Source organism: Mycobacterium sp. E740, assembly GCF_001672895.1.
Taxonomy (GTDB): Bacteria; Actinomycetota; Actinomycetes; order Mycobacteriales; family Mycobacteriaceae; genus Mycobacterium.
In genome coordinates, this window is the sequence record NZ_LZKP01000143.1 from 1 (window position 1) to 23,132 (window position 23,132).

Here is a 23,132-nt window from a genome sequence, read left to right on the forward strand (position 1 = left end):
CGTTGGAATAGTCGCCGACCCGGCGTTTCACGCATTCGACGAATTCAACACCCTGGTCAGAGCCAAGTCGTGGCTGTGGGCACATGAACCGCAGTGTGCTGCGATGCTCGCGGAGCACGACGACCTGATCTTGGACTTCCGGGTCATGAAGAATTACAGCCACGGCGCAACCAAGGTATTCAACGGCCGCGACCGGTGGTGCCTTACGGGCGACGCTGGCGTATTCCTAGATCCGTTGTACTCATCTGGACTGGACTTGGTCGCCATCGGTAATGGCTTGATCACCGACATGATCACCCGTGATCTGGACGGTGAAAATGTCCTCGCGCGCTCGCAGATCAGCGATTCCCTCTATCGCTCGCTCACTGAGATGTGGCTCGCTGTCTATCAGGATCAGTACCGTTTGATGGGCCACGCGACGGTTATGTCGGCAAAGATCATCTGGGATATTGCGTTCTATTGGGGCTTCGTGGGTTTGCTCTACACGAACGACCGCTTCGTGCGAATGGCGGACGATCCTGATCTAGTCCCTCATCTGGAAGGACTGATCGCACTCAGCAACCGCATTCAGCGGTTCTTTCGGGAGTGGGCCGCCGTCGAGGTCGGCACTTCATCGGTGCCGTTCATCGATTTGTACACGCCTTTCGGTTTCATGGCGGTCCTGCACACCGCGATGATGGAGACGAGTTCGGACTTCACCGATCGCTTCAAAGCCAACGCCCAGCTGTTACGTCAACTCGCAGGTCAGCTCGCCGAGACTGTGATCGCCGAGAATTCATCGCTGTTTCAGGATGACGACGTCATGCGCCAAGTGCAGGCGTGGCAACGGGATTCGCTTCTGCGCGAGCTGCGATCGACCTATCGCCGCGAACAAGCGACCAACCCGGTCAGCGGCGACTGGATCGTAGCTGCCAAACCGGTGCTTCAGTCGAGTTGACCCAAAGCATTATTGCGAATTCACCTGACCGAAACACAGCCCGGTTGTGAGAGCAGAGGATGAACATGCTCAGTGAAGACAGCAACCACGAGCCGCTGGCCATCGTCGGGATTGGCTGTCGATTCCCCGGAGGCGGAGACTCCGCCGAGAGCTTCTGGCACCTGCTCTGCGATGACACCGACGCCACTTGTGTCGTGCCCGAAAACCGTTGGAGCGCGATGCGATATCACGATAGCAATCCGGCGAAGGCCGGAAAGATGATCACTCGCCGAGGCGGATTCCTCAGCGAGATAGATCAATTCGATCCCCAGTTCTTCGGAATGTCCCCCCGTGAAGCGCACTCACTCGATCCACAACAGCGCTTGCTGCTACGTGCTACGTGGGAGGCGCTCGAGGACGGCGGGATACCCGCCGGCGATTTGGCGGGTACTGACGTCGGCGTTTTCGTCGGCGGCTTCACTCTCGACTATCAGCTTTTGCAAAATCAGGGCCGCACCAGCCGTTACCGGTTCAAGTCGCATTCTGCCACCGGAATGATGATGACGATGTTGGCGAACCGGATCTCGTATGCCTTCGACTTCCGGGGACCGAGCATGGCGATTGACACAGCGTGCTCCAGCTCGCTCGTCGCGGTGCATCTTGCGGCGCAGAGTGTCTGGAATGGTGAATGTGATCTCGCTCTTGCTGGCGGGGTGAACCTCATGATCGGTCCCAATACCGCAATTGCGGAGTCGAAGAGCGGATTCCTCAGCCCTGAAGGACGTTCCAAAGCATTCGACGACTCCGCGGACGGTTACGCACGCGGAGAAGGCGGGGCGGTCGTCATCCTCAAACCGCTTCAGCGCGCGCTCGACGACGGCGACGACATTTACGCCCAGCTTCTGGGCACCGCGGTGTCACAAGACGGCCATACCGACGGCATAACCGTGCCTCGCGAAGAATCCCAAGAAGCCGCAATCAGGACAGCTCTTCGGCGAGCGCGCGTTTCGGCAACCGAAGTTGGGTACGTGGAAGCGCACGGTACCGGAACGCCCGTCGGCGACCCGATCGAGTTGCGGGCGCTGGCGAGTGCGCTCACCTCAGAACGATCAACAGCGAACCCTCTGCTGGTCGGATCGGTGAAGACCAACATCGGCCACCTAGAGGCGGGCGCCGGTGTGGCCGGACTGATCAAAGCGGCGCTCGTGCTCAAGCACGGGTACATTCCCGGAAACGTGAATCTGCGAATCCCGACCCGGCAAGTCTCTTTGGCGGATTTGAAGATCGACATTCCGGCAGCGGGCCGCCCATTTCCGGCCTGTATCCGACGCGTAGCAGGAGTCAACTCATTCGGATTCGGCGGCACCAACGCACACGTGTTGCTGGCTGAGCCTCCCGCACCTGCCTGCGCCTCTGCTCTGCCGGACGTCCCGACGTTGCCGATGGCTACGGTGCCGATTTCGGCGCGCAGCGAGGAAGCACTGGTCGCGACGGCCGAGCGGCTCGTCGAGTATCTTGCCAGCCACCCCGATGTCACCCTGCCGGATGTCTGCTACACACTCGCCCAGCGGCGCGCTCATCTCAATCATCGCTACACCTTGATCACCGAAAGTGTTTCCGATTTGGAGGCACAATTGCGCGCCGTCGCCCAAGGCGGGCAGATCTCCACGGGCCGCATCAGCTCGCCCCCACCCAAGTTGGCGTTCGTCTGCACCGGAATGGGACCCCAGTGGTCACAGATGTGCCGAGGGTTACTGGACGTTTTTCCCGTGTTCACCGAAAGCATCCTGCGAAGCGATCGAGAACTGTCTCGGTACACGAACTGGTCCCTGATCGAAGAACTACGCTGCGATGAGACCCGCTCGCGCATGGCGGAAACGGAGATCGCGCAGCCCGCCAACTTCGCCATACAAGTGGCATTAGCCGAGCAGCTTGCGCACTTCGGAGTCGAGCCCGACGCCATTATCGGCCACAGCGCCGGTGAGGTGGCCGCCCACCATCTCGCCGGTCTGCTCACCTTCGAACAGGCCATTCATGTCGTGTACCACCGGAGCCGACTCCAACAACGCACAAGCGGACAAGGCCGCATGCTCGCAGTCGGACTCGATGCCGCCTCGTTGATGGAAGTGGTCGACGAGACGGTACGCGACGAATTCGGAAGACGGATCTCGGTGGCTGCGGTCAACAGCCCGTCGGCGACCACCATCGCGGGCGACCCCGACGCGATCGAAGGGATCCGACGGCAATTGAACGAGTCCGGAGTCTTCAATCGCTATCTGCCGGGAAACATTCCGTACCACACCCATTACATGGATTCGGTGCGAGACGACCTATTCAACGCCTTCGAAAGCTTGTCGTCGAAAGCTGCCACGCTGCCGCTCTACTCGACGGTCACGGGCGAACAGCTGGATGGATACGACGCCGGTGCCGCCTACTGGTGGCAGAACACCCGCGCTACCGTGCTGTTCGAACCCGCGATCCGCCGAATGCTTGACGATGGATTCGCCCATTTCGTCCACCTCGGACCCCACCCTGTCCTCGCGCCAGCAATCTTCGAAACCGCTGGGAGTCAACGAATCTCAGTCATGGCCACTCAGCGACATGATCACGACGACTGCCGCACACTGCTGAGCTGCGTCGGCGAGCTGCACTGTAATGGTCATGACATCGCTTGGAACACCGTCAACCCCCTGCGCCAGGCACGACTTCTCAAACTTCCCTCGTACCCGTGGCAGACCAAGCGCTTCTGGGAAGAAACGCCCGAAGCGGTGGAAGCTCTCTTCTACAACCCGGTGCATCCGCTCCTGGGCCAAGCGGTCAGCGCCATCCATCCCACCTGGGAAGCTGAATTAAGCACAGTCGCAAACGCATTCCTCGGTGATCACCGTATGCAGGGGAATGTTGTCCTACCCGCAGCCATATACATCGAAATGGCGCTGGAGGCAGGTAGATTGACTTACGGAGCAAATCTCAGTGTGGAGAACCTAACGTTCCACCGCGCCGTCATCCTCGACGAGACCTGCGATCCGATTATCAGGACGACTCTGAACGAACACGATGGCACGTTGGAATTCGCCGCTTTCAAGGCAACGGCAGACGGTCACCTCAAGTGGATGATCACCGCCACCGCTGAGCTCAATACGCTTGCGGCGACGCCTCGCCGCTGCGAAGCGTTGAACCTCCGGGAACCGGTCATCTCGATCAGTGGAAACGAGTTCTACACCCGCAGCGCCGCCATGGCATTCGATTACGGCCCGTTATTTCAGTCCATCCAGAGCTTGACCGCGGGTGAGGGCTGGGTTTCGGCCGAGATCGCCATTTCGGCTGCCGTGGCCGACGAACTCGACGTATACCGCTTTCACCCGGCGCTCATCGATGGTGCCTTTCAAACGCTCTTGGGCGCAACGTTTCGCGGTCAGGAGGCGAACGCGGAACCATATCTGCCGACTCACGTTCGGCGCTTCTCGGTCCATGGCGGGCCTGAGGAAAACATGATGGTTCGTGTCAAGGTCATCTCAGCGGCCAAGGACTTGATCGAAAGCGACATCACGGTAACCGACCGTCTGGGCAATCCGCTCATCGTCATCGAGGGCTTCATCGTGCAGTCGCTGACTGCGTCATCGCAAATGTCGGCCGCTCAGATCGACAGGGGGTTGTACGAACTCACGTGGTCAGCGAAGGTCCGGGAGGAAGGTGCCCATACGCTTTCTCCGCCCGAGAACCCACGTGATCGTCAGTCCTGGCTCGTGCTCGTCGACAACTCAGGCGTCGGCCACGCCATTGCTCGGGAATTGCGCCGTCGCGGCCACCGCGTTCAAACGGTCGAACACCGATCCGTTGATGTGGTCACCCATGTCGACGGAGTTTATTCGATCAACCCTGACTTTCCCGATCACGTAATCCAACTGATCACCTCGCACTTTGTCGATCCGGGTGATCTCACAAACATCGTCGACTGCTGGCCGCTCGAGATCTCGTCCGACTCCGACGGTCACGGGCTTGGCGCATTCACCATCCTCCGTCTCGTCAAAGCGCTCGCAGAGCATGGTGCCGCGAAAGCTCGCCTGTATGTGGTCACTGCAAACTCGCAACGGGTGCCGGGATTCCCGGTAAAGGCAGTAGACCAGGCCGCCGTCTGGGGACTCGGACGCGTCATCGGGCATCAGGAGTTCGCGGAATACTGGGGTGGTCTCATCGACATCGACGACGCCCAAGAACAGACTCAAATCGCCGCGCGTATCTGCGAGGAACTCATCGACGATGGGTCCGAGGATCAGATCGCGATCCGCGGCCGCACTACGTTCGTCCCGCGCCTGCGTCCGTGCCAGAACCTGACCAGACCTTTCCCCACAAAACTCACTCCTGACGCGACTTATATCGTCACGGGGGGAACAGGAGCGCTCGGCCGCATAATGGCGGAGTACCTGGCCGAACGTGGGGCACGACACATCACCTTGCTGAGCCGTAGCGTTATCCCTCCGCGAGACCGCTGGTCACACCTCACCGGCGACGACCCCCACTATGCGACCGTGACCACCATACGAGCGATCGAACGCCTCGGGGCTCAGATAGTAACCGCCAGTGTGGATATCGCTGACGCCGATCAGGTCGCCGCTTGGCTGGGTGATCACATCCAAGGCGGCGGTCGGCCGGTTCGTGGCATCGTGCATGCCGCGGGATTGGTTGCGGACCGACTGCTGGTCAACATGAGCGAAGTCGATTTCGCCAAGGTGTTGACGCCAAAAATCACTGGAACCCGCGTGCTCCATGAGGCGTTCAAGGACTACGAGCTGGAATTTTTTGTGATGTTTGGCTCTGCGGGTTCGACTATCGCGTCACCGGGCCAAGCTAACTATGCGGCCGCTAACGCTTTCCTTGATGCCTTCGCGCACTATCGGCAAGCGCATGGACAGCCAGCACTCACCATCGGATGGGGACCTTGGTCGCTCGGAATGGTCGAGGAACTGAAACTGGAGAAATTGTATGCCCAGCGAGGCATCGAGCTGATCACTCCCGCCGTGGGCAAACGGATACTGGATCGCCTCCTCAACCAGAAGGTCGCCAACGTCATCGCGATCACGGCCGACTGGAACCGAGCCCGCAATGCCGGACTTGGCCGATCCTTGCCGCGGATGCTTTCTGAGCTCGAATCAGCAGAATATTCTGTTTCCCAGAGCAATTCAGCACCGTCAGTACTCGAGATGCTTGCTGTCACCCAGGAGGCGGAACGGGCAGCGGTGATCGCGGAGCATCTGCAACTCATTGTTGCCGTGGTTTTCGATTGCGCCGTGAGCGACATCGAGGCCGACGCCATGCTCGACGATATCGGCATGGATTCCATGATGGCGATGGATTTCAGAGTGAGAATCAATTCCACGTTCTCAATCGACCTCCCGGTGCTGGAGATACTCCAAGGCGTGAGCGTAAACTCCTTGTCCGATCGGATTCTCGCCGAGCTTCACTCCATCCACGGAGATTCGCCCGCGCCTGCCGAAGACCCGGGGCCGTCATCACTGGGAATCGTCGATGACGTCGACCAGTTGATGGGTGACATGTCGGATGCCGACCTGCTAGAGCTGCTTGCTGAACTCGAGACACCAGCCGCTGCGCCGAGACCCGGAGGGGTGCAGCGTGAACTCTGACCTGAACGTGCACACGAACGACACTGCCGCAGTTCAAGTTCGAGGACTATCGAAATGTTATGGACGGACACACGCCGTCCGAGATATCGATTTTGACGTCGGGCACGGTGAGATCTTCGCGATCCTCGGTCCCAACGGGGCAGGCAAGTCGACGACAATCGAGATCCTTGAAGGCAACCGGAAGCGCGACTCGGGTCGGGTACTGGTGTTGGGCGAGGATCCAGGGACCGCAGGCAGGAGTTGGCGCGCCAGAATTGGCATAGTCCTCCAGGACGCGAGCGATGCGAGCATGCTCACCGTTCGCGAAACGGTGAAGATGTTCACCAGCTGCTACGGCGCTGCTCGGAGACCTGAGGAACTACTTGAGTTCGTCGGGCTTGCTCCACTTTCCAGCTCGCGGGTGAGGACGCTGTCCGGTGGCCAGCGTCGTCGTCTCGATGTCGCGCTAGGCATCATCGGGATGCCCGAGTTGCTGTTTCTGGACGAACCAACGGTCGGGTTCGACCCCGAATCTCGACGGCAATTCTGGGACGTCATAAGGCTTTTGACGGCCAACGGCACGACCATCCTGCTCACCACCCACTACCTCGAAGAAGCCGCCGCGTTGGCGGACCGCGTAGCGGTCGTCGCCAACGGCAGAATTGTGGCAATGGACTCGCCGGCGAGATTGGTTGAACACCTGCGCTCGGCCGCAACCGTGCGGTGGGTTGAGGGAGATGAGGTTTATGTCGAACACACAGATTTCCCGACCGAGCTCATCAGACAACGGAGCCGAGATGGCGCCGAACTGGCTCAATTGACGGTTTCCCGACCGACACTCGAAGACGCCTATTTGCAACTGATCGGTGGGTCGTAATGGCGGTCGAACACGCTGAGAAGACATCGCCGGCTCGGCATCGTGAGGGTCGCCAAAACCCATCGGTCCCATCCGCAGTGCGGATCGGCCTGTCGCGAGTCGTCCCCGAGCTCAAGATGTTCTACCGTCGACCAGAACAAATGGCGCTGACCTTCGCGATGCCGGCGGTTATCTGCCTCCTGCTGGGATCGATCTTCTCGACGAAACTGCCTTACAGCGACATCAGCACCGGTGCGGTGATCGCGGCGAGCATGCTCGCCTACGGAATACTGTCAACTTCTTTCATCAACCTGGGCATCAGCATCGCTGCCGACCGCGACACCGGGGCGTTGAGACGACTTCGTGGAACGCCAACAGCCGCGACGTCGTACTTCATCGGCAAGATCATGCTGGTAGCGATAGTCAGCTCCGCCGAAGCCGTAATCTTGCTATTACTTGGTGTTTTCGTCTTCGGCCTTCGAGTGCCGTCGGATGCTTTCGGCTGGTTCACGTTGACGTGGGTTTTTGTCTTGGGAACTGTCAGTTGTTCGCTGTTGGGCATCTTCATAAGCAACTTTGCAAGCAATGCTGTTTCTGCTGCGGTCCTCACCAACGGTCCAGCAGTTGGTCTGCAGTTCGTGTCGGGCACCTATGTGCCGCTCGTGATGTTACCGACCTGGATGTTGATTGCCGGGTCGATCTTTCCCGTCAAGTGGATGGCTCAGGGATTCCGGTCGGTGCTGTTGCCGGCGCAGATGGTCGCCTTCGAACCGGCTGGCGCCTGGGAACACTGGCGGACATTCCTCGTCCTCAGTGCGTGGTGCATCGGCGGCCTGACGGCTTGCCTGTTTGTGTTCCGATGGTCGGACAGAGGTTGATCAAGATGCCCTCCTTACTCGAAGTCGCTTATCATTTCTTCCTCCAGATCGCGGTCATACTTCTGACCTATCGCCTTCTGTGGCCGCTCTTTCGTCGACTCGCGCAGGTGCAGGTGGTCGCGATCATGGTGGCTGGTTTCGCATTGGGCCCTTCGGTCTTGGGATGGATTTGGCCCGCCGGGCAACAGTGGTTGTTTCCGACGCATCTCACTATTGGTAGCGAAACTGTCACGCATCCGAACCTCGCGGTCATCTACGTCGTCGGCCAACTCGGGCTCGTGCTCTACATGTTTCTCGTGGGAGCGTCGTTCAAGCTCGACATCCTCAGCTCACATAGAAGGCAGGCTGGCGCCACTTCGATAGCCGGCATTGGTGTTCCGTTGGTTCTGGGCGGTGTCGTCGGGTGGTGGATGGTCAGCTTCGGTGGGTATTTCACCGAAGGGGTACAGCATTGGCACGGGGGCCTGTTCATCGGCGCGGCTGTGGCGATCACAGCGTTTCCGATGTTGGCCTGGATCGTGTACGACTCAGGACTGCTCAACACGCGGTTGGGCACAATGTCGTTGTCCTGCGCCGCTGTTGACGATGCGTGCTCCTGGGTGCTTCTGGCCGCAGTGGTGGCGACGGCCAATGGGCGCCTGCTCGGCGCATTTCTGGCGATCGGCGGCGGGCTGGTCTACCTGTTGTTCATGGTGTACATCGGCCGCCCGCTACTTGCAAGGCTCGAGACCTGGACGCCGCATCGTGCTGACGTTGAACGCACCGGCGGCGTGCCGATCGCCCATGTAAGCGTCGTCCTCCTGGTCGTGCTGAGTGCGAGCTGGTTCACCGACCTCGTCGGGATCTATTCGGTTTTCGGAGCTTTCGTGGCCGGCGTGGCGATGCCGCGAGGCGCGCTGCTCGATGCCATCCGGGAGCGGTTCGAACCGCTGACGGCTTACCTCTTGATACCCGCATTTTTCATCTATTCGGGGCTGAACACTCAGCTGACCCTGATCTTGAACGGTTCTACTCTTCTCATGGCGGTGATCGTCTTGGTGGTGTCGTTCGCGGCGAAGTTCGGTGCGGTCGGAATCGCAGCACGCTGGCATGGCATGAGTTGGTACGAAGCGGGTTCAATGGGCGCCCTTGCCAATGCCCGCGGATTGATGGAGTTGATACTCCTCAATATCGGATTCGAGGCGGGACTCATCTCAAGCAAGCTTTACACCGTCCTGGCGCTCATGACCATCATTACGACGCTCGTCGCAACTCCGCTACAGCGGCTGTTCGAACGCCGGCTTGAAAAGTCTGGATCAACGTTCGGCCCTGCCGGAGTGCAAAGTTTGACGAGGATGCTCGGCTGATCGGACCCAATACGTCAGAGGTGATCGCCAACCCCGCGCGCTAGCCGAGCGCGACCAGCTGGTCACCGCGTTGCTCGACCAGCGTCGACCCGGCGACCGCCGGCACCACGGGCCCGGCGACAGGCGAGCGGTCCAGCGGAATGTGGCGTTCGCCGTGGCCGGTCTCGGGATCGAACACGTCGTAACCGCCCGTCACCGGCACCAACAGCCGGCCCGCCATGACCGTCGCCGGCCCCAACGGAATATTGGGGCCTCCCGGCGCCACCGTGTACTTGTAGCGAAGTCCGTTGGCGGAGAACACCATTACGCTGTCACCGGTCCACCAGGTGATCAGGTCACCCGCCCGCGTCATCGTGGCCTGCGGCGACGGCGGCCGCGCCACTGCGGTGCTGGCGATCGTCGCACCGGTCTCGTCGACCACGTTCAGTGTGGGCTTGGGTGCGGGCACGTAGACGGCGGTTGTGGTGTCGGCGACCGCCACCACCCGCGCGCCGGAGTCGGCTGCCACGCCCGGCTGCGACACGTACCTCAACTCAGGGGTGTCCTCCTCGTCGGAGGGCCGCAGCAGAGTCAGCCGCAGATCGCGTTGTCGTGGGCACTCCTCGAGCACCGACACCGCGCTCGAACTCGCCTGTGCAGACACCAACCGGCACAGCGGCGTCGTGGGAACGTCGGGTTTGATGCGGGCATCCAGGGCGCCGTAGCTGAGCATGCGGACCATGTCCGAGCGCCACAGCTCCAGTCGGTGCTCGCCCGCCGAAAGGACGGCGGTGCCGTCTGACGTCAGCGCGACATCCGCGTCGGCGTAGGAGGAGCGCGCCGGCCCGCGCATGCCGGTCTTGGCGTCGATGGTGCTGACCTGGCCGCATCCCCGCACGTCCGGATAGACGGCCACCGCGTACTGGTAGACGTAGCTGACCCCGCACAGGTCGAGGTCGCGCGCGTAGGTCCACAGCGTGTCGCCCGTCGCGGGATCATGGCCCTGCACGGCCTGCCCGTCACCCGTCACGACGGCGCCGCCGACGACGATCGGCGTCCTCGTGCGCCCACTGGGTGCCGACCACAACTCACGCAGCGACTGCGGAACCGCCTTGGCCGGCTCGAGCGCCGCAACCGGCGCGGCGGCGGGCCTGCTGGTGGTCGCGCGCGCGTCGCTGGTCCACCAGACCAGGGCCGCCGTCACCACGACGACGAGCCCGATCGCCAACGCCACGACCACGTCGGTTCGGGTGCGGCGTTCGGGTTCGACCATCGGGTGGGTGGCGCAGCGTCAGCCGGCGCTGGCCGCGGCCTTGCGCGGCCGACGACGACGCCTGCGCTTGGCGGGACCGGCGTCGCCGGAACTCTCGCCGGCACCGCCGGCATCCTGCTCGGCTGGGGTTGCCGCTTCGGGATGCCCGGTGACCGGCTTGCCCCCCCGGGTGCGCCGCCGGGTCCGGTTGCGACTGCGGGCCGGACGCTCAGCCGTTTTCTCGGCGGGGGTCCGCTTGCTCGGCGTCCTGACCGGCTTGCCGACGGTGCCCGTCGCGTCGCCAGGGATGTTCAGCTCGCTGTACAGATGAGGTGAGCTGGAGTACGTCTCGGCCGGATCCGGGCAGCCGAGGTTCAGGGCCTTGTCGATCAGGGCCCAGCGGGTCAGCTCGTCCCAGTCCACCAGCGTGACCGCGACACCGGTCTTGCCGGCCCGGCCGGTGCGCCCGATCCGGTGGACGTAGGCCTGCTCGTCCTCGGGGATCTGGTAGTTGATCACGTGGGTGACGTCGTCGATGTCGATGCCGCGGGCGGCGACGTCGGTGGCCACGAGCACGTCGATGTCGCCGGTGCGGAACGCCTTGAGCGCCTTCTCGCGGGCGCCCTGACCGAGGTCGCCGTGCACGGCGCCGACCTTGAACCCGCGCTCGGCGAGTTCGTCGGAGACCTTCTGGGCGGTGCGCTTGGTGCGGGTGAAGATCATCGTCGCGCCGCGGCCTTCGGCCTGCAGGATGCGGCTGACCATCTCCACCTTGTCCAGCGCGTGCGCACGGTAGGCGAACTGCTCGGTGGTGTCGTGGGTGGCCGCCGAATGCGGGGCTTCGGCCCTGATGTGAGTCGGCTGGTTCATGAACGTGCGGGCCAGCGTGATGATCGGGTCCGGCATCGTCGCCGAGAACAGCATCGACTGCCTGCTGTCGGGGATCTGGCGCAGAATCCGCTCGATATCGGGCAGGAAGCCGAGGTCGAGCATTTCGTCGGCCTCGTCGAGCACCAGCATGGACAGTCCGCCCAGCTTGAGGTGGCCCTGCTGGGCCAGGTCCAGCAGGCGGCCCGGTGTGCCGACGACGACGTCGACACCCTTCTGCAGCGCCTCGATCTGGCCTTCGTAGGGGCGTCCACCGTAGATGGAGGTGACCGACAGCTTGCGGGTGGAGCCCTCGGCGCCGTCGACGGTGAGGTACTTCGCCGCGGTGGCGAGATCGCCGTAGACCTGCAGGCACAGTTCGCGGGTGGGCACGACGACCAGCGCGCGCGGCACGCCCGTCAACGGCCGCTCGGCGTCGGTGGTGATCCGCTGCAACAGCGGCACACCGAACGCCAGCGTCTTGCCCATGCCGGTGCGGGCCTGGCCGATCAGGTCGTCGCCGGCCAGGGCCATCGGCATGGTCAGTTCTTGAATGGCAAACGGATGTAGCTTGCCGTCCTCGGCGAGGGCCCGCACGATTTCGTCGCGGACTCCGAGTTCAGCAAAGGTGGGGTTGAGATGCGTCATACGCGGGAACGAGGCCTTTCACTTGTCAATCCTCATGGCTGCCACGCGCGCACGAGTTCGACGAAGTGACGGCCGTCGAAGTGATGGCCATGCGGCCGGGCCCTGCGCTGAGGTAGGCGGGCCGACTGCGTGCACGCACATTTCTTGGGTCGCGGCGAGCTCTTCCGTGCTTGCCGATGCTGCGGCCCGACGCCATCATACCTGGTCGGGTTTCCGTCCACGGCCACGCGCAAAGGCGGCGTTTATTGTTGGGCTCATGAACGCGACGCCGCCTGCACCCGAGGGGACCGACACGGCGACGTCAGGTGTGTCGTCCGAGCATCCCGGCGTGAACGAACTCTTCGCGCTGCTGGCCTACGGCGAGGTGGCCGCGTTCTACCGACTCACCGACGAAGCGCGCATGGCTCCGAACCTGCGTGGCCGGATCAACATGGCGGCGATGGCGGCCGCCGAGATGAACCACTACGAGGTGCTGCGCGACGCGCTCGAGCGCCGCGGCGTGGACGTCGTGCCCGCTATGACGAGATACGCATCGGCACTTGAGAATTACCACCGCCTGACCACTCCGAGCACGTGGCTCGAGGCGTTGGTCAAGACCTATGTCGGCGACGCGCTCGCCGCGGACTTCTACCTCGAGATCGCCGACGCCATGCCCCACGAGGTCGCCGAAGTGGTGCGCGCTGTGCTGTCGGAGACCGGGCACTCGCAGTTCGTCGTCGCGGAAGTGCGCGCAGCGGTGACGGCCAGCGAGAAGCAGCGGCACCGGCTGGCGCTGTGGTCGCGTCGGCTCCTCGGTGAGGCGATCACCCAGGCGCAGTTCGTGCTGGCCGATCACGACGAGCTGGTCGACCTTGTGATGTCCAGTGGCGAAGGGCTCACGCAGCTGACCGAGTTCTTCGACCGGCTGCAGCGCACCCACACCTCGCGCATGCAGGAGCTGGGCCTGGCGTGAACCCGGCGCGCCCGTGAGCTCCTAGCCTCGCCCGGTTACTGAGTGCAGGTGGCGATCATCGAGTTGTTGTTCTGCGCGGTGATCACCGTGCCCGCCGCGTCGAGAATGCCGCAGTTCAGCTGGCCACCGACGCTGGTCGCGGTCACCGACTTCAGCTCGACGCCCGGGTCGAGGACGACCTGTTTGACCCACGGCAGCGCGACGTTGACGTCGGTCCGCAGCGCACCCTGCCCGTCGGTGTAGATCACGGTCACCAGATCGAGCAGCTGACGGTTGCCGGTCACCCGGTAGGTGATGGTGCGCGGTGCGGGTGCCGGGGGCGGCGGTGCAGCCGCCGGCTGGGTCGGGACGGGAGCCGGCGGCGTCGACGTCTGGGCGGTCGGACTCACCGTCGTCACCGTTTCCCGGGGCAGCGACGGTGCCAGGGGCGCTCTCGCCGACGGCCTCGCGGACGTCGTCGCCGGCGCTGCTGACGTCGTCGCCGCATCCGACGTCGCGGTCGACGACACCGAGCCGCTGTCGCCCCCGCCGAGGATGATTCCCGTGGTGCCGATGGCGATGAACAGGATCAGGCCCGCTATCCCGGCCACCCACATCCAGCGCCGGTCGATGCGCTCCTCGTCGTACTGCAGTTCGTACTCGTCGAACTCCTCGTACTCGTCGGGTGTGCGCAGCCCGTCGTAGTCGCGGTCGAACTCGTAGTCGTAGTCGTCGACGGTGGGTCCGGCGTACCCGGAGGTGTACGTGGGAATCCGCTCGGTCGGGGTCAGCGAATACGGTGAATGCGCGGTGTAAGGCCTGTTCATATGGGTTTTCCCGGATCGTGTTGGGGCGCAGAAACTCTTGCCGCGGCTGATGCTATCGAGACGGAAGTGACCAGTGAGGTTCAGCGGCTGGTGTGTTGGTTACGGTCCGGCTTCGGTTCGGTCGCCGTATGACTTCTGCCGCTTCGCTGACCGCGAACTCACCGGTGCGACGCCGACGCCGGGGCGTCCACTAGCCTTGCGTCAAGTTCTTCGGTGCGACGGAAAGGGACCACGGCGTGGAGGTCAAGATCGGTGTCACGGACAGCCCGCGCGAGCTGAGCTTCAACAGCGCGCAGACACCAAGCGAGGTCGAGCAACTGTTCACCGACGCGCTGGCCAAGGACGCGGGCGTGTTGGCCCTGACCGACGAGAAGGGTCGGCGGTTCCTGGTGCAGACGTCGAAGATCGCCTACGTGGAGATCGGCGCCGCCGATGTCCGTCGCGTCGGCTTCGGGGTGGGGCTCGGTTCTAAGACCGGGTGAGCGGCACGTGTGACAGTCCGCCCCAGGCGAACTGCACAGTGCCCTCGACGGCGTCGTCCTTGGAGATCGGCCGCTCGTTGTTGAGCCAGTAGCGCGCGGAGTCGACGCTGATCGCCACCAGCCCGACCGCGATCATCCTGGCCCGGTGCGCTTCCAGTCCGGAATCGCGGCTGATCAGGTCGAACACCGCGTCGGTGCACGCCTCGGTAGCCACCTTCACCTGCGCGGCGACCTGGGGTTCGTTGACGTAGTCATTCTCGAAGATCAGCCGGTAGCCCTGGCCGTCGTGCTCGATGAAGTCGAAGAACGCCTGGACCGCCGCGCGCAACCGCTGGCGGTTGTCGGTCGTGGTGCGCAGCGCCTGACGCACGCCGGACACCAGATTCTCCACATGCTTGGCCAACACCGCCAGGTACAGCTCCAGCTTCGACGAAAAGTGTTGGTAGAGAACAGGTTTGCTCACACCAGCACGATCGGCGATCTCGTCCATCCCCGCGGCGTGATACCCGCGATCGACGAAAACCTCGCTGGCAGCGATCAGTAACTGGCCGCGCCGCTCGTCACGCGGCAGCCTGCTGCCTCTGCGGTTCACCACTTCGCCGCTGCCCGGCTGCGCGCCCCTCCTCGCGGCGGTGTTGGCGAGATCGCTCATCACGTCCTTCATCTGGCGTCAATCTGGTCTTGGGTCCCTCTGGTGGGATCGGGTTTTCGCCCCGACACTACTACCGTCGGCAGAGCGCATACGTCAGGCACGGCTCACAGCTGTCAGACGGCCGGTGGCGCGCCGGGACTTCGACGGCGCTGGCCTGTGTCATCCTGTTTCGGTGACCTATGACTCCCGCACGCGAGGAGGACATTTGGGGTCTCAGCGTCGCGAGGGTGGTCAGGTGCCCGTGCTGCGCAACGAGTGGCGCGAACCGTTGCGCGCTCTGCGTGACCCGATCACGGAGAGCTCGGGACGGGTCAGGTCCAATCGCGACGAGCACCGCCGCATCCGCAAGCAGACGTGGCTCGGTCGCTTCGTCTCCACCTACGGCTGGCGGGCCTACGCGCTGCCGGTCCTGGTCGCGCTGACCGGGGTGGTGGTGTACCAGACGATCGCCGGGACCAGCGCACCGGCGTCCAAGCAGGCCGAGGGGCCGGTGCAGGGACCGCCGACCATCGGGGTCGCGAGCACAGCGATCATCGGCGCGCCGCCGAAAGGACTGACCCAGTTCGACGCCAACCTGCCGACCGGGATCCTGCCCCAGGGCGGCCCGTTCACCGAAGCGGGCGCCAAGACATGGCACCTCGTTCCGGGCACCACGCCGCAGGTCGGTCAGGGCACCGCGAAGGTGTTCACCTACACCGTCGAGGTGGAAGACGGCATCGACACCGCGACATTCGGTGGCGACGAGGCCTTCGCCCGCATGGTCAGCGAGACGCTGGGCAACCCGAAGAGCTGGACGCACAACCCGCAGTTCGCGTTCGTTCGCCTGGACGCGGCATCGGGCGTGGCGCCCGACTTCCGGGTGTCGCTGAGCACGCCGATGACCGTGCGCGAAGGCTGCGGCTACGACATCCAGCTCGAGGCGTCCTGCTACAACCCGGCGTACGCCGGCGGCCAGCCGCGCGTGTTCATCAACGAGGCGCGCTGGGTGCGCGGGGCGGTGCCGTTTCAGGGCGACGTGGGCTCGTATCGGCAGTACCTGATCAATCACGAGGTCGGCCACGCGATCGGCTACCAGCGACACGAGCCGTGCGGGGGCAACGACGAGCTGGCGCCGGTGATGATGCAGCAGACGTTCTCGACCAACAACAACGACGCCGCGCGGTTCGACCCGCAGTCGGTGCAGCCGGACAACCACAGCTGCAAGCCCAACCCCTGGCCGTATCCGATCGCCTGAGCCGGGGCCCCGGGCTCGTCTTTTGCCGCGACCGACCGTGTCTGTCCCGCGACACGCCGCCACCAAGCGTGCAAAACCGGTCGCTCGCCGGGGTGTGAGCGTGCGGGAAGCGCCGGCGGCTCGTTGCTGTTGAATCTCGTAACTGATGAGATGGTCAGAGACGTAGAACCAAGGCGAATCAAGGAGACACGGTGTCGACACCGTTGCCGCCGCTGGTGCAACCGGCGGCCGAACTCACCCGCGAGGAGGTCGCGCGCTACAGCCGCCACCTCATCATTCCGGATCTCGGCCTGGACGGGCAGAAGCGGCTGAAGAACGCCCGGGTGCTCGTGATCGGCGCCGGCGGGCTGGGTTCGCCGACACTGCTCTACCTGGCCGCCGCCGGTGTCGGCACCATCGGCATCGTCGAGTTCGACGTCGTAGACGAGTCGAACCTGCAGCGTCAAATCATCCACGGCCAAGCCGACATCGGCCGCCCGAAGGCGGAGAGCGCCCGTGACTCGATCCTCGCCATCAATCCGCTGATCGACGTGCGGCTGCACCAGTTTCGGCTCGAACCCGACAACGCGGTCGAGCTGTTCGAGCAGTACGACTTGATCCTCGACGGCACGGACAACTTCGCGACGCGCTATCTGGTCAACGACGCCGCTGTGCTCGCACACAAGCCGTATGTGTGGGGCTCGATCTACCGGTTCGAGGGCCAGATCTCGGTGTTCTGGGAGGACGCCCCGGACGGCCGGGGCCTGAACTACCGCGACCTGTATCCCGAGCCGCCGCCGCCCGGGATGGTGCCGTCGTGCGCGGAGGGCGGGGTGCTGGGCATCCTGTGCTCGTCCGTGGCATCGGTCATGGGCACCGAGGCGATCAAGCTGATCACCGGAATCGGCGAAACGCTGCTGGGCCGGCTCATGGTCTACGACGCGCTCGACATGACGTACCGCACGATCAAGATCCGCAAGGATCCGTCGACGCCGAAGATCACCGAGCTCATCGACTACGAGGAGTTCTGCGGGGTCGTCTCCGATGCCGCGGCCGAAGCCGCCGCCGACTCGACGCTGACGCCGCGCGAACTCAAGGAGCTGCTGGATTCGGGCAAGCCGCTGGCGCTGATCGACGTACGTGAACGCGTCGAATGGGACATCAACCACATCGAGGGCGCCGAGCTCATCCCGAAGGGCTCCTTCGAATCCGGCGAGGCGCTGGCCAAGTTGCCACCCGACCGGACTCCGGTGTTCTACTGCAAGACCGGCGTGCGCTCGGCCGAGGTGCTGGCGATCGCGAAGAACGCGGGCTTCTCCGACGCCATGCACGTGCAGGGCGGAATTGTCGCCTGGGGCAAGCAACTCGAGCCCGACATGGTGATGTACTAACGGCTCGTTTGCCGGAACTCCGCTTACGCTGAGGTGGTGACTGTCGAACGGCCACCCGATCATGTGCTGGCTGCGTTCGGCCTGACCGGCGTCGCGCCGGTCCCGCTCGGATCGAGTTGGGAAGGCGGCTGGCGCTGCGGCGAAGTCGTGCTCTCGATGGTCGCCGACCATGCCCGCGCCGCATGGTCGGCGAAAGTCCGGGAGACGCTGTTCGTCGACGGGGTGCGGTTGGCGCGGCCGGTGCGCTCCACCGACGGGCGGTACGTGGTGGCGGGCTGGCGCGCGGACACCTTCGTCGCGGGCACCCCGGAACCCCGTCACGACGAGGTGGTCTCGGCCGCTGTGCGACTTCATGAGGCGACGGCCAAGCTGGAACGCCCGAGGTTTCTGACCCAGCCGCCGGTGGCGCCGTGGGCGGACGTCGACGTGTTCATCGCGGCAGACCGCGCCGCGTGGGAGGAACGGCCGCTGCACTCGCTGCCGCCGGGGGCCCAGGTATCGCCCGGTTCCGCCGACGGTCAGCGATCGGTGGAGTTGCTCAACCAGCTCGCGACCCTCCGTAAGCCGACCAAGAGTCCCAGCCAGTTGGTGCACGGCGATCTTTACGGCACAGTGCTTTTCGCGGGCACCGCCGCGCCGGGGATCACCGACATCATCCCGTACTGGCGGCCCGGATCGTGGGCGGCCGGTGTCGTCGTGGTCGACGCGCTTTCTTGGGGCGAGGCCGACGACGGACTCATCGAGCGCTGGAGCCCGCTGCCGGAATGGCCGCAGATGTTGTTGCGCGCGTTGATGTTTCGCATCGCGGTGCACGCACTTCATCCGCGGTCGACGGCCGCGGCGTTCCCGGGTCTGGCGCGTACGGCAGCGCTGGTGCGACTCGTTCTCTAGTCGCCGGCTTGCGCCGAAATAGCATTCCTGGTCGCGATCCGAACTGGATCACGACCGTAGATTCTCGTTCGGTGGGTTCAGAACTCGTGGCGTACCTCGTCGAGCCGAATTCGGCCGTCATCGGCCAACACACCTTCGGCGCGCAGCCGCTCGAGTTGGCGCGTCGCCAGGTGCGCAGCCGGTTTCCCCGACGCGCGGATCACCCGGTGCCACGGCAGGTCCGAGGAATCGGTGCGCATGATCCAGCCGACGATGCGGGGACTGGAAAGCCCTGCGGCATCGGCGATGTCGCCGTAGGTCGACACCCGACCCGACGGAATGGCGGCGACCAGCGCGCGCACAGCCTCGACCTGTTCGTCGCTGATCGGCGCCATGGCTAGGACCCGAGCAGTCCGCGGATCAGCGTTGCCGTCTCTTCGGGCTTCGCGTGCGCGACCATGTGGTCGCAGTCCCAGTCCAGCAGCGTGAAGTCCTCGCCGAGGCGCTGCCGCAGCGTCGCGACGAGCTGATCGGTCGCATACGCGGGGTTCGTGCGCGCGGCGCGCACCATGAGCGTCGGAATGCCCTTGCGCGGCAACGAGACCGGGCGGGCCAGCTCGCTCCAGTACGCCATCATCGCCGGAATGCTGATCCGCCAGCCGACCCTGCCGGACGGCAGCGCGATCAGGTGTTCGTCGAGATCGCGGTCCAGCTCGCCCGGCTGCGCCTCGCCCCACGATCCGTTCGCCTTCTCGGCGCGCGCCTCGGCGCGGTCGGTGTAGTCCGGTGAGGCGAACATGGCGTCGGCGATCTCGGCCATCCATTCACCGCTCAAACCGACGGCCGGGTCCAACAACATCAGGCCTGACACCAACTCGGGTCTGGCGGCGGCGAGGTTCAGTGCGACGGCACCGCCGAAGGAATGGCCGACCACCACGACCGGGCCGTCCGCCTCGATCAACTCGGCGAGCGCCGCGGCGTTCGCCTCCAGCGTCCACGGCGCCGCCCACGACGACCGGCCGTGCCCGATCAAGTCGGGTGCCAGGATCGAGATTTCGGGCAGGTGGCGCGTCGCCAGCGTCTGCCACCGCTGACCGTGGCCGGTCAGTCCGTGCACCGCCAACACCTGCGCGTGTGCGTCGGGTCCGTAGCGGTGGACGTGCAGGAGTTCTTTCACGCCTGTTGATGGTGCCAGCCTGCTGTAACGGCCACTTGTCAGACCCCCGTGGTGTCATTTCGACCATGTCCGCACCGCACACCGATCTCAGCCCCACGGCGCTCACCGAACCGGACGCGCGTGGGGTGGTGCGCGTGATCGGAGGGGCCGGCAGCGGCAAGAGCACGCTGCTCGTCAAGACGGCGGCCGCGCACATCGCCGCGGGCCTGGACCCGGAATCGGTTCTGCTGCTGACCGGTTCGGCCCGGCTCGGCGTGCGGGCCCGCGCGGCCATCACCGCCGAGCTGCTGCAGGCCGGCGCGCGAATCGCCGTGCGTGAACCGGTGGTGCGCACCGTGCACTCGTACGCGTTCGCGGTCTTGCGGCTGGCGGCGCAGCGCAACGGTGACGCTCCGCCCCGGCTGATCACTGGCGCAGAACAGGACGGCATCGTTCGTGAACTGCTCGCCGGCGACCTCGAGGACGGCGAGCGGTCGCCGATCAGCTGGCCGCGACATCTGCGGCCGGCGTTGAGCACCGTCGGCTTCGCCAACGAGCTCCGCGACCTGCTCGCCCGCTGCACCGAACGCGGGGTGGATCCTGCTGAACTGCAACGCATCGGGCGACGGGCGGGGAAGCCGGAGTGGCTGGCGGCCGGCCAGTTCGCCCAGGCTTACGAGCAGATCATGCTGCTGCGTTCGGCGGTCGGGATGGCCGCACCGCAGGCGACCATCCCCGCTCTCGGCGCGGCGGAACTGGTGGGGGCGGCGCTGGAGGCATTCGGAACCGACACCGAGTTGCTGACTGGGGAGCGTGCCCGGATCAGGCTGCTCCTCGTCGACGACGCCCAGCAACTGGATCCGCAAGCTGCGCGGCTGGTTCGGGTGCTGGCGTCCGGAGCCGAACTGGCCGTGCTCGCAGGTGATCCCAACCAGGCGGTGTTCGGCTACCGCGGTGCGGAACCGGCGTTGCTTCGTGGCGACGAGCCGGCGATCGAGCTCACCGAGTCTCGCCGGTGCGCCCCGGCGATCGCCGGTGCCATCAGCCACGTCGCCCGGCGGCTGCCCGGCACTGACGCGGGCCGCACGGTGACCGGGGCACCCGGCCCGTCGGGCACGGTGGCAGTACGTATCGCGGCCTCACCGCACGCCGAGGCGGCGATGGTCGCTGACGCGCTGCGCCGGGCGCACCTCGTGGACGGGGTGCCGTGGTCGCAGATGGCGGTCATCGTGCGCTCCGTCCCTCGCCTCGGCGCCGCGCTGGCGCGCACGCTGACGGCGGCCGGTGTTCCCGTCGACACGTCGTGCCCGAACCCCCCGTTGGGTCAGCATCCCGCGGTCCGAACGTTGCTGACGGTACTGGTCGCCACCGCGCAAAGCCTGGATGCCGAGCAGGCGCAGGCGCTGGTGACCGGACCGATCGGGCGTGTCGACCCCGTGTCGCTGCGACAGTTGCGGCGTGCGCTGCGGCGCGCCGACGGCTGCAGCCCCCCACGGGATTTCGCCGATCTGCTCATCGAGGCATTGCAGCGAGAGGTCGACGGGCTACCCGAGAACCTTGCGCGTGCACTGAGCCGCGTACGCAAAGTGCTGACCGCGGCCCGCCGCAGCGTCGAGCACGGAGCCGACCCGCGCTTCACGCTCTGGCAGGTGTGGCACCGGTCGGGCCTGCAACGGCGCTGGCTGGCTGCAAGCGAGCGCGGGGGCGCAGTGGGTGCGCAGGCCGATCGTGACCTGGACGCTGTCACTGCGCTGTTCGACCTCGCCGAGCAGTACGTCAACCGCACCCCGGCGGCATCGCTGTGCGGCCTCGTCGACCATGTCACCGGCCTCGGGCCGGCCGCGCGCGACGCGCGCGACGACGTTGATGCGGTCTCGGTGCTCAGCGCACATGCCGCGCTCGGTCACGAGTGGGAGTTCGTCGTGATCGCAGGCGTGCAGGAGGGCCTGTGGCCCAACACGATTCCGCGCGGCGGGGTGCTGGCCACCCAGCAGCTCGTCGACCTCCTCGACGGTGTCACCGCGGAAGGTGAACAAGGCGTATCGACCAGGGCACCGCTGCTGGCTGAGGAACGACGGCTGCTCATCGCCGCGATGGGCCGCGCCCGCAGCCGCCTGCTGCTGACGGCAGTCGACAGCGACAACGGTGACGAGTCGATGCTCCCGTCGGCGTTCTGCTACGAGTTGGGCGCGCTGGCTGCCGACGTTCCCGAGCTCACCTCTCCGGTCGCCGCGCCGCGGGTGTTGGCTCCCGCCGCGCTGGTCGGCCGCCTGCGCTCGGTGGTGTGCGCGCCCGACGGCACGATTGAGGACAGCGTACGTGCCTGTGCGGCAACGCAATTGGCGCGGCTGGCGGCCGCCGGTGTGGTCGGCGCCGACCCGGCGCAGTGGCAATCCATGACGCAGCCGTCCAGTGAGGAACCTCTGTGGACCGGCGACGACCACACCGTCACGCTGTCGCCGTCGACGCTGCAGATGCTCACCGACTGTCCGCTGCGTTGGCTGCTGGAACGGCACGGCGGCGCCGATGCCCGCGACGTGCGGTCCGCGGTCGGCTCGCTGGTGCATGCCCTCGTCGCCGACTCTGGCCGAACGGAGAGCCAGCTGGTCAACGAACTCGAGAAGGTCTGGCCGAAGTTGCCGTTCGGCTCGCGTTGGTACGCCGACAACGAACTCGGTCGCCACCGCGCGATGTTGGCGGCGTTCGAGCAGTGGCGCACCCGGACCCGCGGCGAGTTCACCGAGGTGGGTACCGAGGTGGACATCGACGGGGTGGTGGTGGCGGGCGACGGTGCAGGCCCGAGTGTGCGGGTTCGCGGGCGGGCCGACCGCATCGAACGCGACGGCGAGGGCCGGCTCGTGGTGGTCGATCTCAAGACCGCAAAGACCGCGGTCACCAAAGACGACGCGCAGAGCCACGCCCAGCTGGCGATGTATCAGTTGGCGATCGCCGAAGGCCTTGTCGCCGAGGATGAGTCGCCGCCCGGCGGCGGCCGCCTGGTCTATCTCGGGAAGACGTCTGCGGGGGGCGTCACCGAGCGGCAGCAGGACGCGCTGACCCCGCAGAGCCGAGCAGAGTGGCGGGACACAGTCCGTCGCGCGGCGGCGGCCACTCAGGGTCCGCAGTTCGTCGCGCGTGTCAACGACGGATGCAGCCACTGCCCCGTGCGGGGACTGTGCCCCGCCCAAGCCACCACCGGAGGCCTGTCATGACCCCGCGCTACAGCCCCGCCGAGCTCGCCGCCGCG

16 protein-coding genes and 1 pseudogene are annotated in these 23,132 nt (G+C 65.2%); 11 read left to right on the top strand and 6 right to left on the bottom strand.

Annotation, left to right across the window (positions count from 1 at the left end; genetic code table 11):
- From A5663_RS23355 to A5663_RS13505, 5 genes and pseudogenes are all read left to right on the top strand, one after another.
- Window positions 1-937, top strand: a pseudogene (locus A5663_RS23355) (halogenase); the annotation flags it as partial.
- Window positions 938-996: 59 nt separating this feature from the next.
- Window positions 997-6,558 carry a type I polyketide synthase gene (locus A5663_RS13490; RefSeq protein ID WP_068149548.1) on the top strand — a complete coding sequence of 1,854 codons (5,562 nt, stop codon included), beginning with the start codon at window positions 997-999 and terminating at the stop codon, window positions 6,556-6,558.
- Entirely contained in the window at window positions 6,548-7,414 is an 867-nt protein-coding gene (locus tag A5663_RS13495; RefSeq protein ID WP_231976782.1) for an ABC transporter ATP-binding protein, read from the top strand. Before A5663_RS13490 ends, A5663_RS13495 begins: the two co-directional genes overlap by 11 nt.
- Window positions 7,414-8,271 (top strand): ABC transporter permease, encoded by an 858-nt coding sequence (locus tag A5663_RS13500; RefSeq protein ID WP_068149552.1) that lies wholly within the window; start codon window positions 7,414-7,416, stop codon window positions 8,269-8,271. The genes A5663_RS13495 and A5663_RS13500 overlap by 1 nt, the downstream gene beginning before the upstream one ends.
- Before the next feature lie 5 nt (window positions 8,272-8,276).
- Window positions 8,277-9,617 carry a cation:proton antiporter gene (locus A5663_RS13505; RefSeq protein WP_068149595.1) on the top strand — a complete coding sequence of 447 codons (1,341 nt, stop codon included), beginning with the start codon at window positions 8,277-8,279 and terminating at the stop codon, window positions 9,615-9,617.
- A 40-nt stretch (window positions 9,618-9,657) separates the two neighbouring features.
- Here the strand turns inward: A5663_RS13505 and A5663_RS13510 are convergent, their stop codons facing one another.
- Window positions 9,658-10,869 (bottom strand): hypothetical protein, encoded by a 1,212-nt coding sequence (locus A5663_RS13510; RefSeq protein WP_068149556.1) that lies wholly within the window; start codon window positions 10,867-10,869, stop codon window positions 9,658-9,660.
- 18 nt (window positions 10,870-10,887) lie between these two features.
- On the bottom strand, window positions 10,888-12,363 hold the full coding sequence (locus A5663_RS13515; RefSeq protein WP_068149559.1) for a DEAD/DEAH box helicase: 1,476 nt from the start codon (window positions 12,361-12,363) through the stop codon (window positions 10,888-10,890).
- A gap of 256 nt (window positions 12,364-12,619) precedes the next feature.
- On the opposite strand from A5663_RS13515, the gene A5663_RS13520 reads away from it, so the two are divergent.
- The gene (locus A5663_RS13520) at window positions 12,620-13,315 is read left to right on the top strand and encodes a ferritin-like fold-containing protein (protein WP_068149564.1); all 696 of its coding nucleotides are present in this window, start codon (window positions 12,620-12,622) and stop codon (window positions 13,313-13,315) included.
- Between the two features lie 35 nt (window positions 13,316-13,350).
- On the opposite strand, the gene A5663_RS13525 is transcribed toward A5663_RS13520, so the two are convergent.
- A complete protein-coding gene (locus A5663_RS13525) occupies window positions 13,351-14,121 on the bottom strand; it encodes a hypothetical protein (protein WP_068149568.1) in 771 nt (256 codons plus the stop codon).
- A 236-nt stretch (window positions 14,122-14,357) separates the two neighbouring features.
- Here A5663_RS13525 and A5663_RS13530 point away from each other — a divergent pair, with 236 nt between their 5' ends.
- Complete coding sequence (locus A5663_RS13530; RefSeq protein WP_068149571.1) at window positions 14,358-14,603, top strand: DUF3107 domain-containing protein; 246 nt, start codon at window positions 14,358-14,360, stop codon at window positions 14,601-14,603.
- Here the strand turns inward: A5663_RS13530 and A5663_RS13535 are convergent.
- Complete coding sequence (locus A5663_RS13535) at window positions 14,590-15,255, bottom strand: TetR/AcrR family transcriptional regulator (protein WP_068149598.1); 666 nt, start codon at window positions 15,253-15,255, stop codon at window positions 14,590-14,592. The genes A5663_RS13530 and A5663_RS13535 overlap by 14 nt on opposite strands.
- Window positions 15,256-15,427: 172 nt before the next feature.
- Here A5663_RS13535 and A5663_RS13540 point away from each other — a divergent pair, with 172 nt between their 5' ends.
- From A5663_RS13540 to A5663_RS13550, 3 genes are all read left to right on the top strand, one after another.
- Window positions 15,428-16,489, top strand: coding sequence for a DUF3152 domain-containing protein (locus A5663_RS13540; protein WP_082974120.1), 1,062 nt, complete (start codon window positions 15,428-15,430; stop codon window positions 16,487-16,489).
- Between the two features lie 191 nt (window positions 16,490-16,680).
- Window positions 16,681-17,859, top strand: a complete 1,179-nt coding sequence (gene moeZ / locus A5663_RS13545; RefSeq protein WP_068149579.1) for an adenylyltransferase/sulfurtransferase MoeZ — start codon at window positions 16,681-16,683, stop codon at window positions 17,857-17,859.
- A gap of 36 nt (window positions 17,860-17,895) precedes the next feature.
- Window positions 17,896-18,750, top strand: coding sequence for a TIGR02569 family protein (locus A5663_RS13550; RefSeq protein WP_068149601.1), 855 nt, complete (start codon window positions 17,896-17,898; stop codon window positions 18,748-18,750).
- A gap of 77 nt (window positions 18,751-18,827) precedes the next feature.
- Here the strand turns inward: A5663_RS13550 and A5663_RS13555 are convergent, their stop codons facing one another.
- Window positions 18,828-19,124, bottom strand: a complete 297-nt coding sequence (locus tag A5663_RS13555; protein ID WP_068149582.1) for an MGMT family protein — start codon at window positions 19,122-19,124, stop codon at window positions 18,828-18,830.
- 2 nt (window positions 19,125-19,126) lie between these two features.
- Window positions 19,127-19,906 carry an alpha/beta fold hydrolase gene (locus A5663_RS13560; RefSeq protein ID WP_068149586.1) on the bottom strand — a complete coding sequence of 260 codons (780 nt, stop codon included), beginning with the start codon at window positions 19,904-19,906 and terminating at the stop codon, window positions 19,127-19,129.
- 65 nt (window positions 19,907-19,971) lie between these two features.
- On the opposite strand from A5663_RS13560, the gene A5663_RS13565 reads away from it, so the two are divergent.
- Window positions 19,972-23,097 carry an ATP-dependent DNA helicase gene (locus A5663_RS13565; protein ID WP_068149589.1) on the top strand — a complete coding sequence of 1,042 codons (3,126 nt, stop codon included), beginning with the start codon at window positions 19,972-19,974 and terminating at the stop codon, window positions 23,095-23,097.
- The last annotated feature ends 35 nt before the right edge of the window (window positions 23,098-23,132 follow it).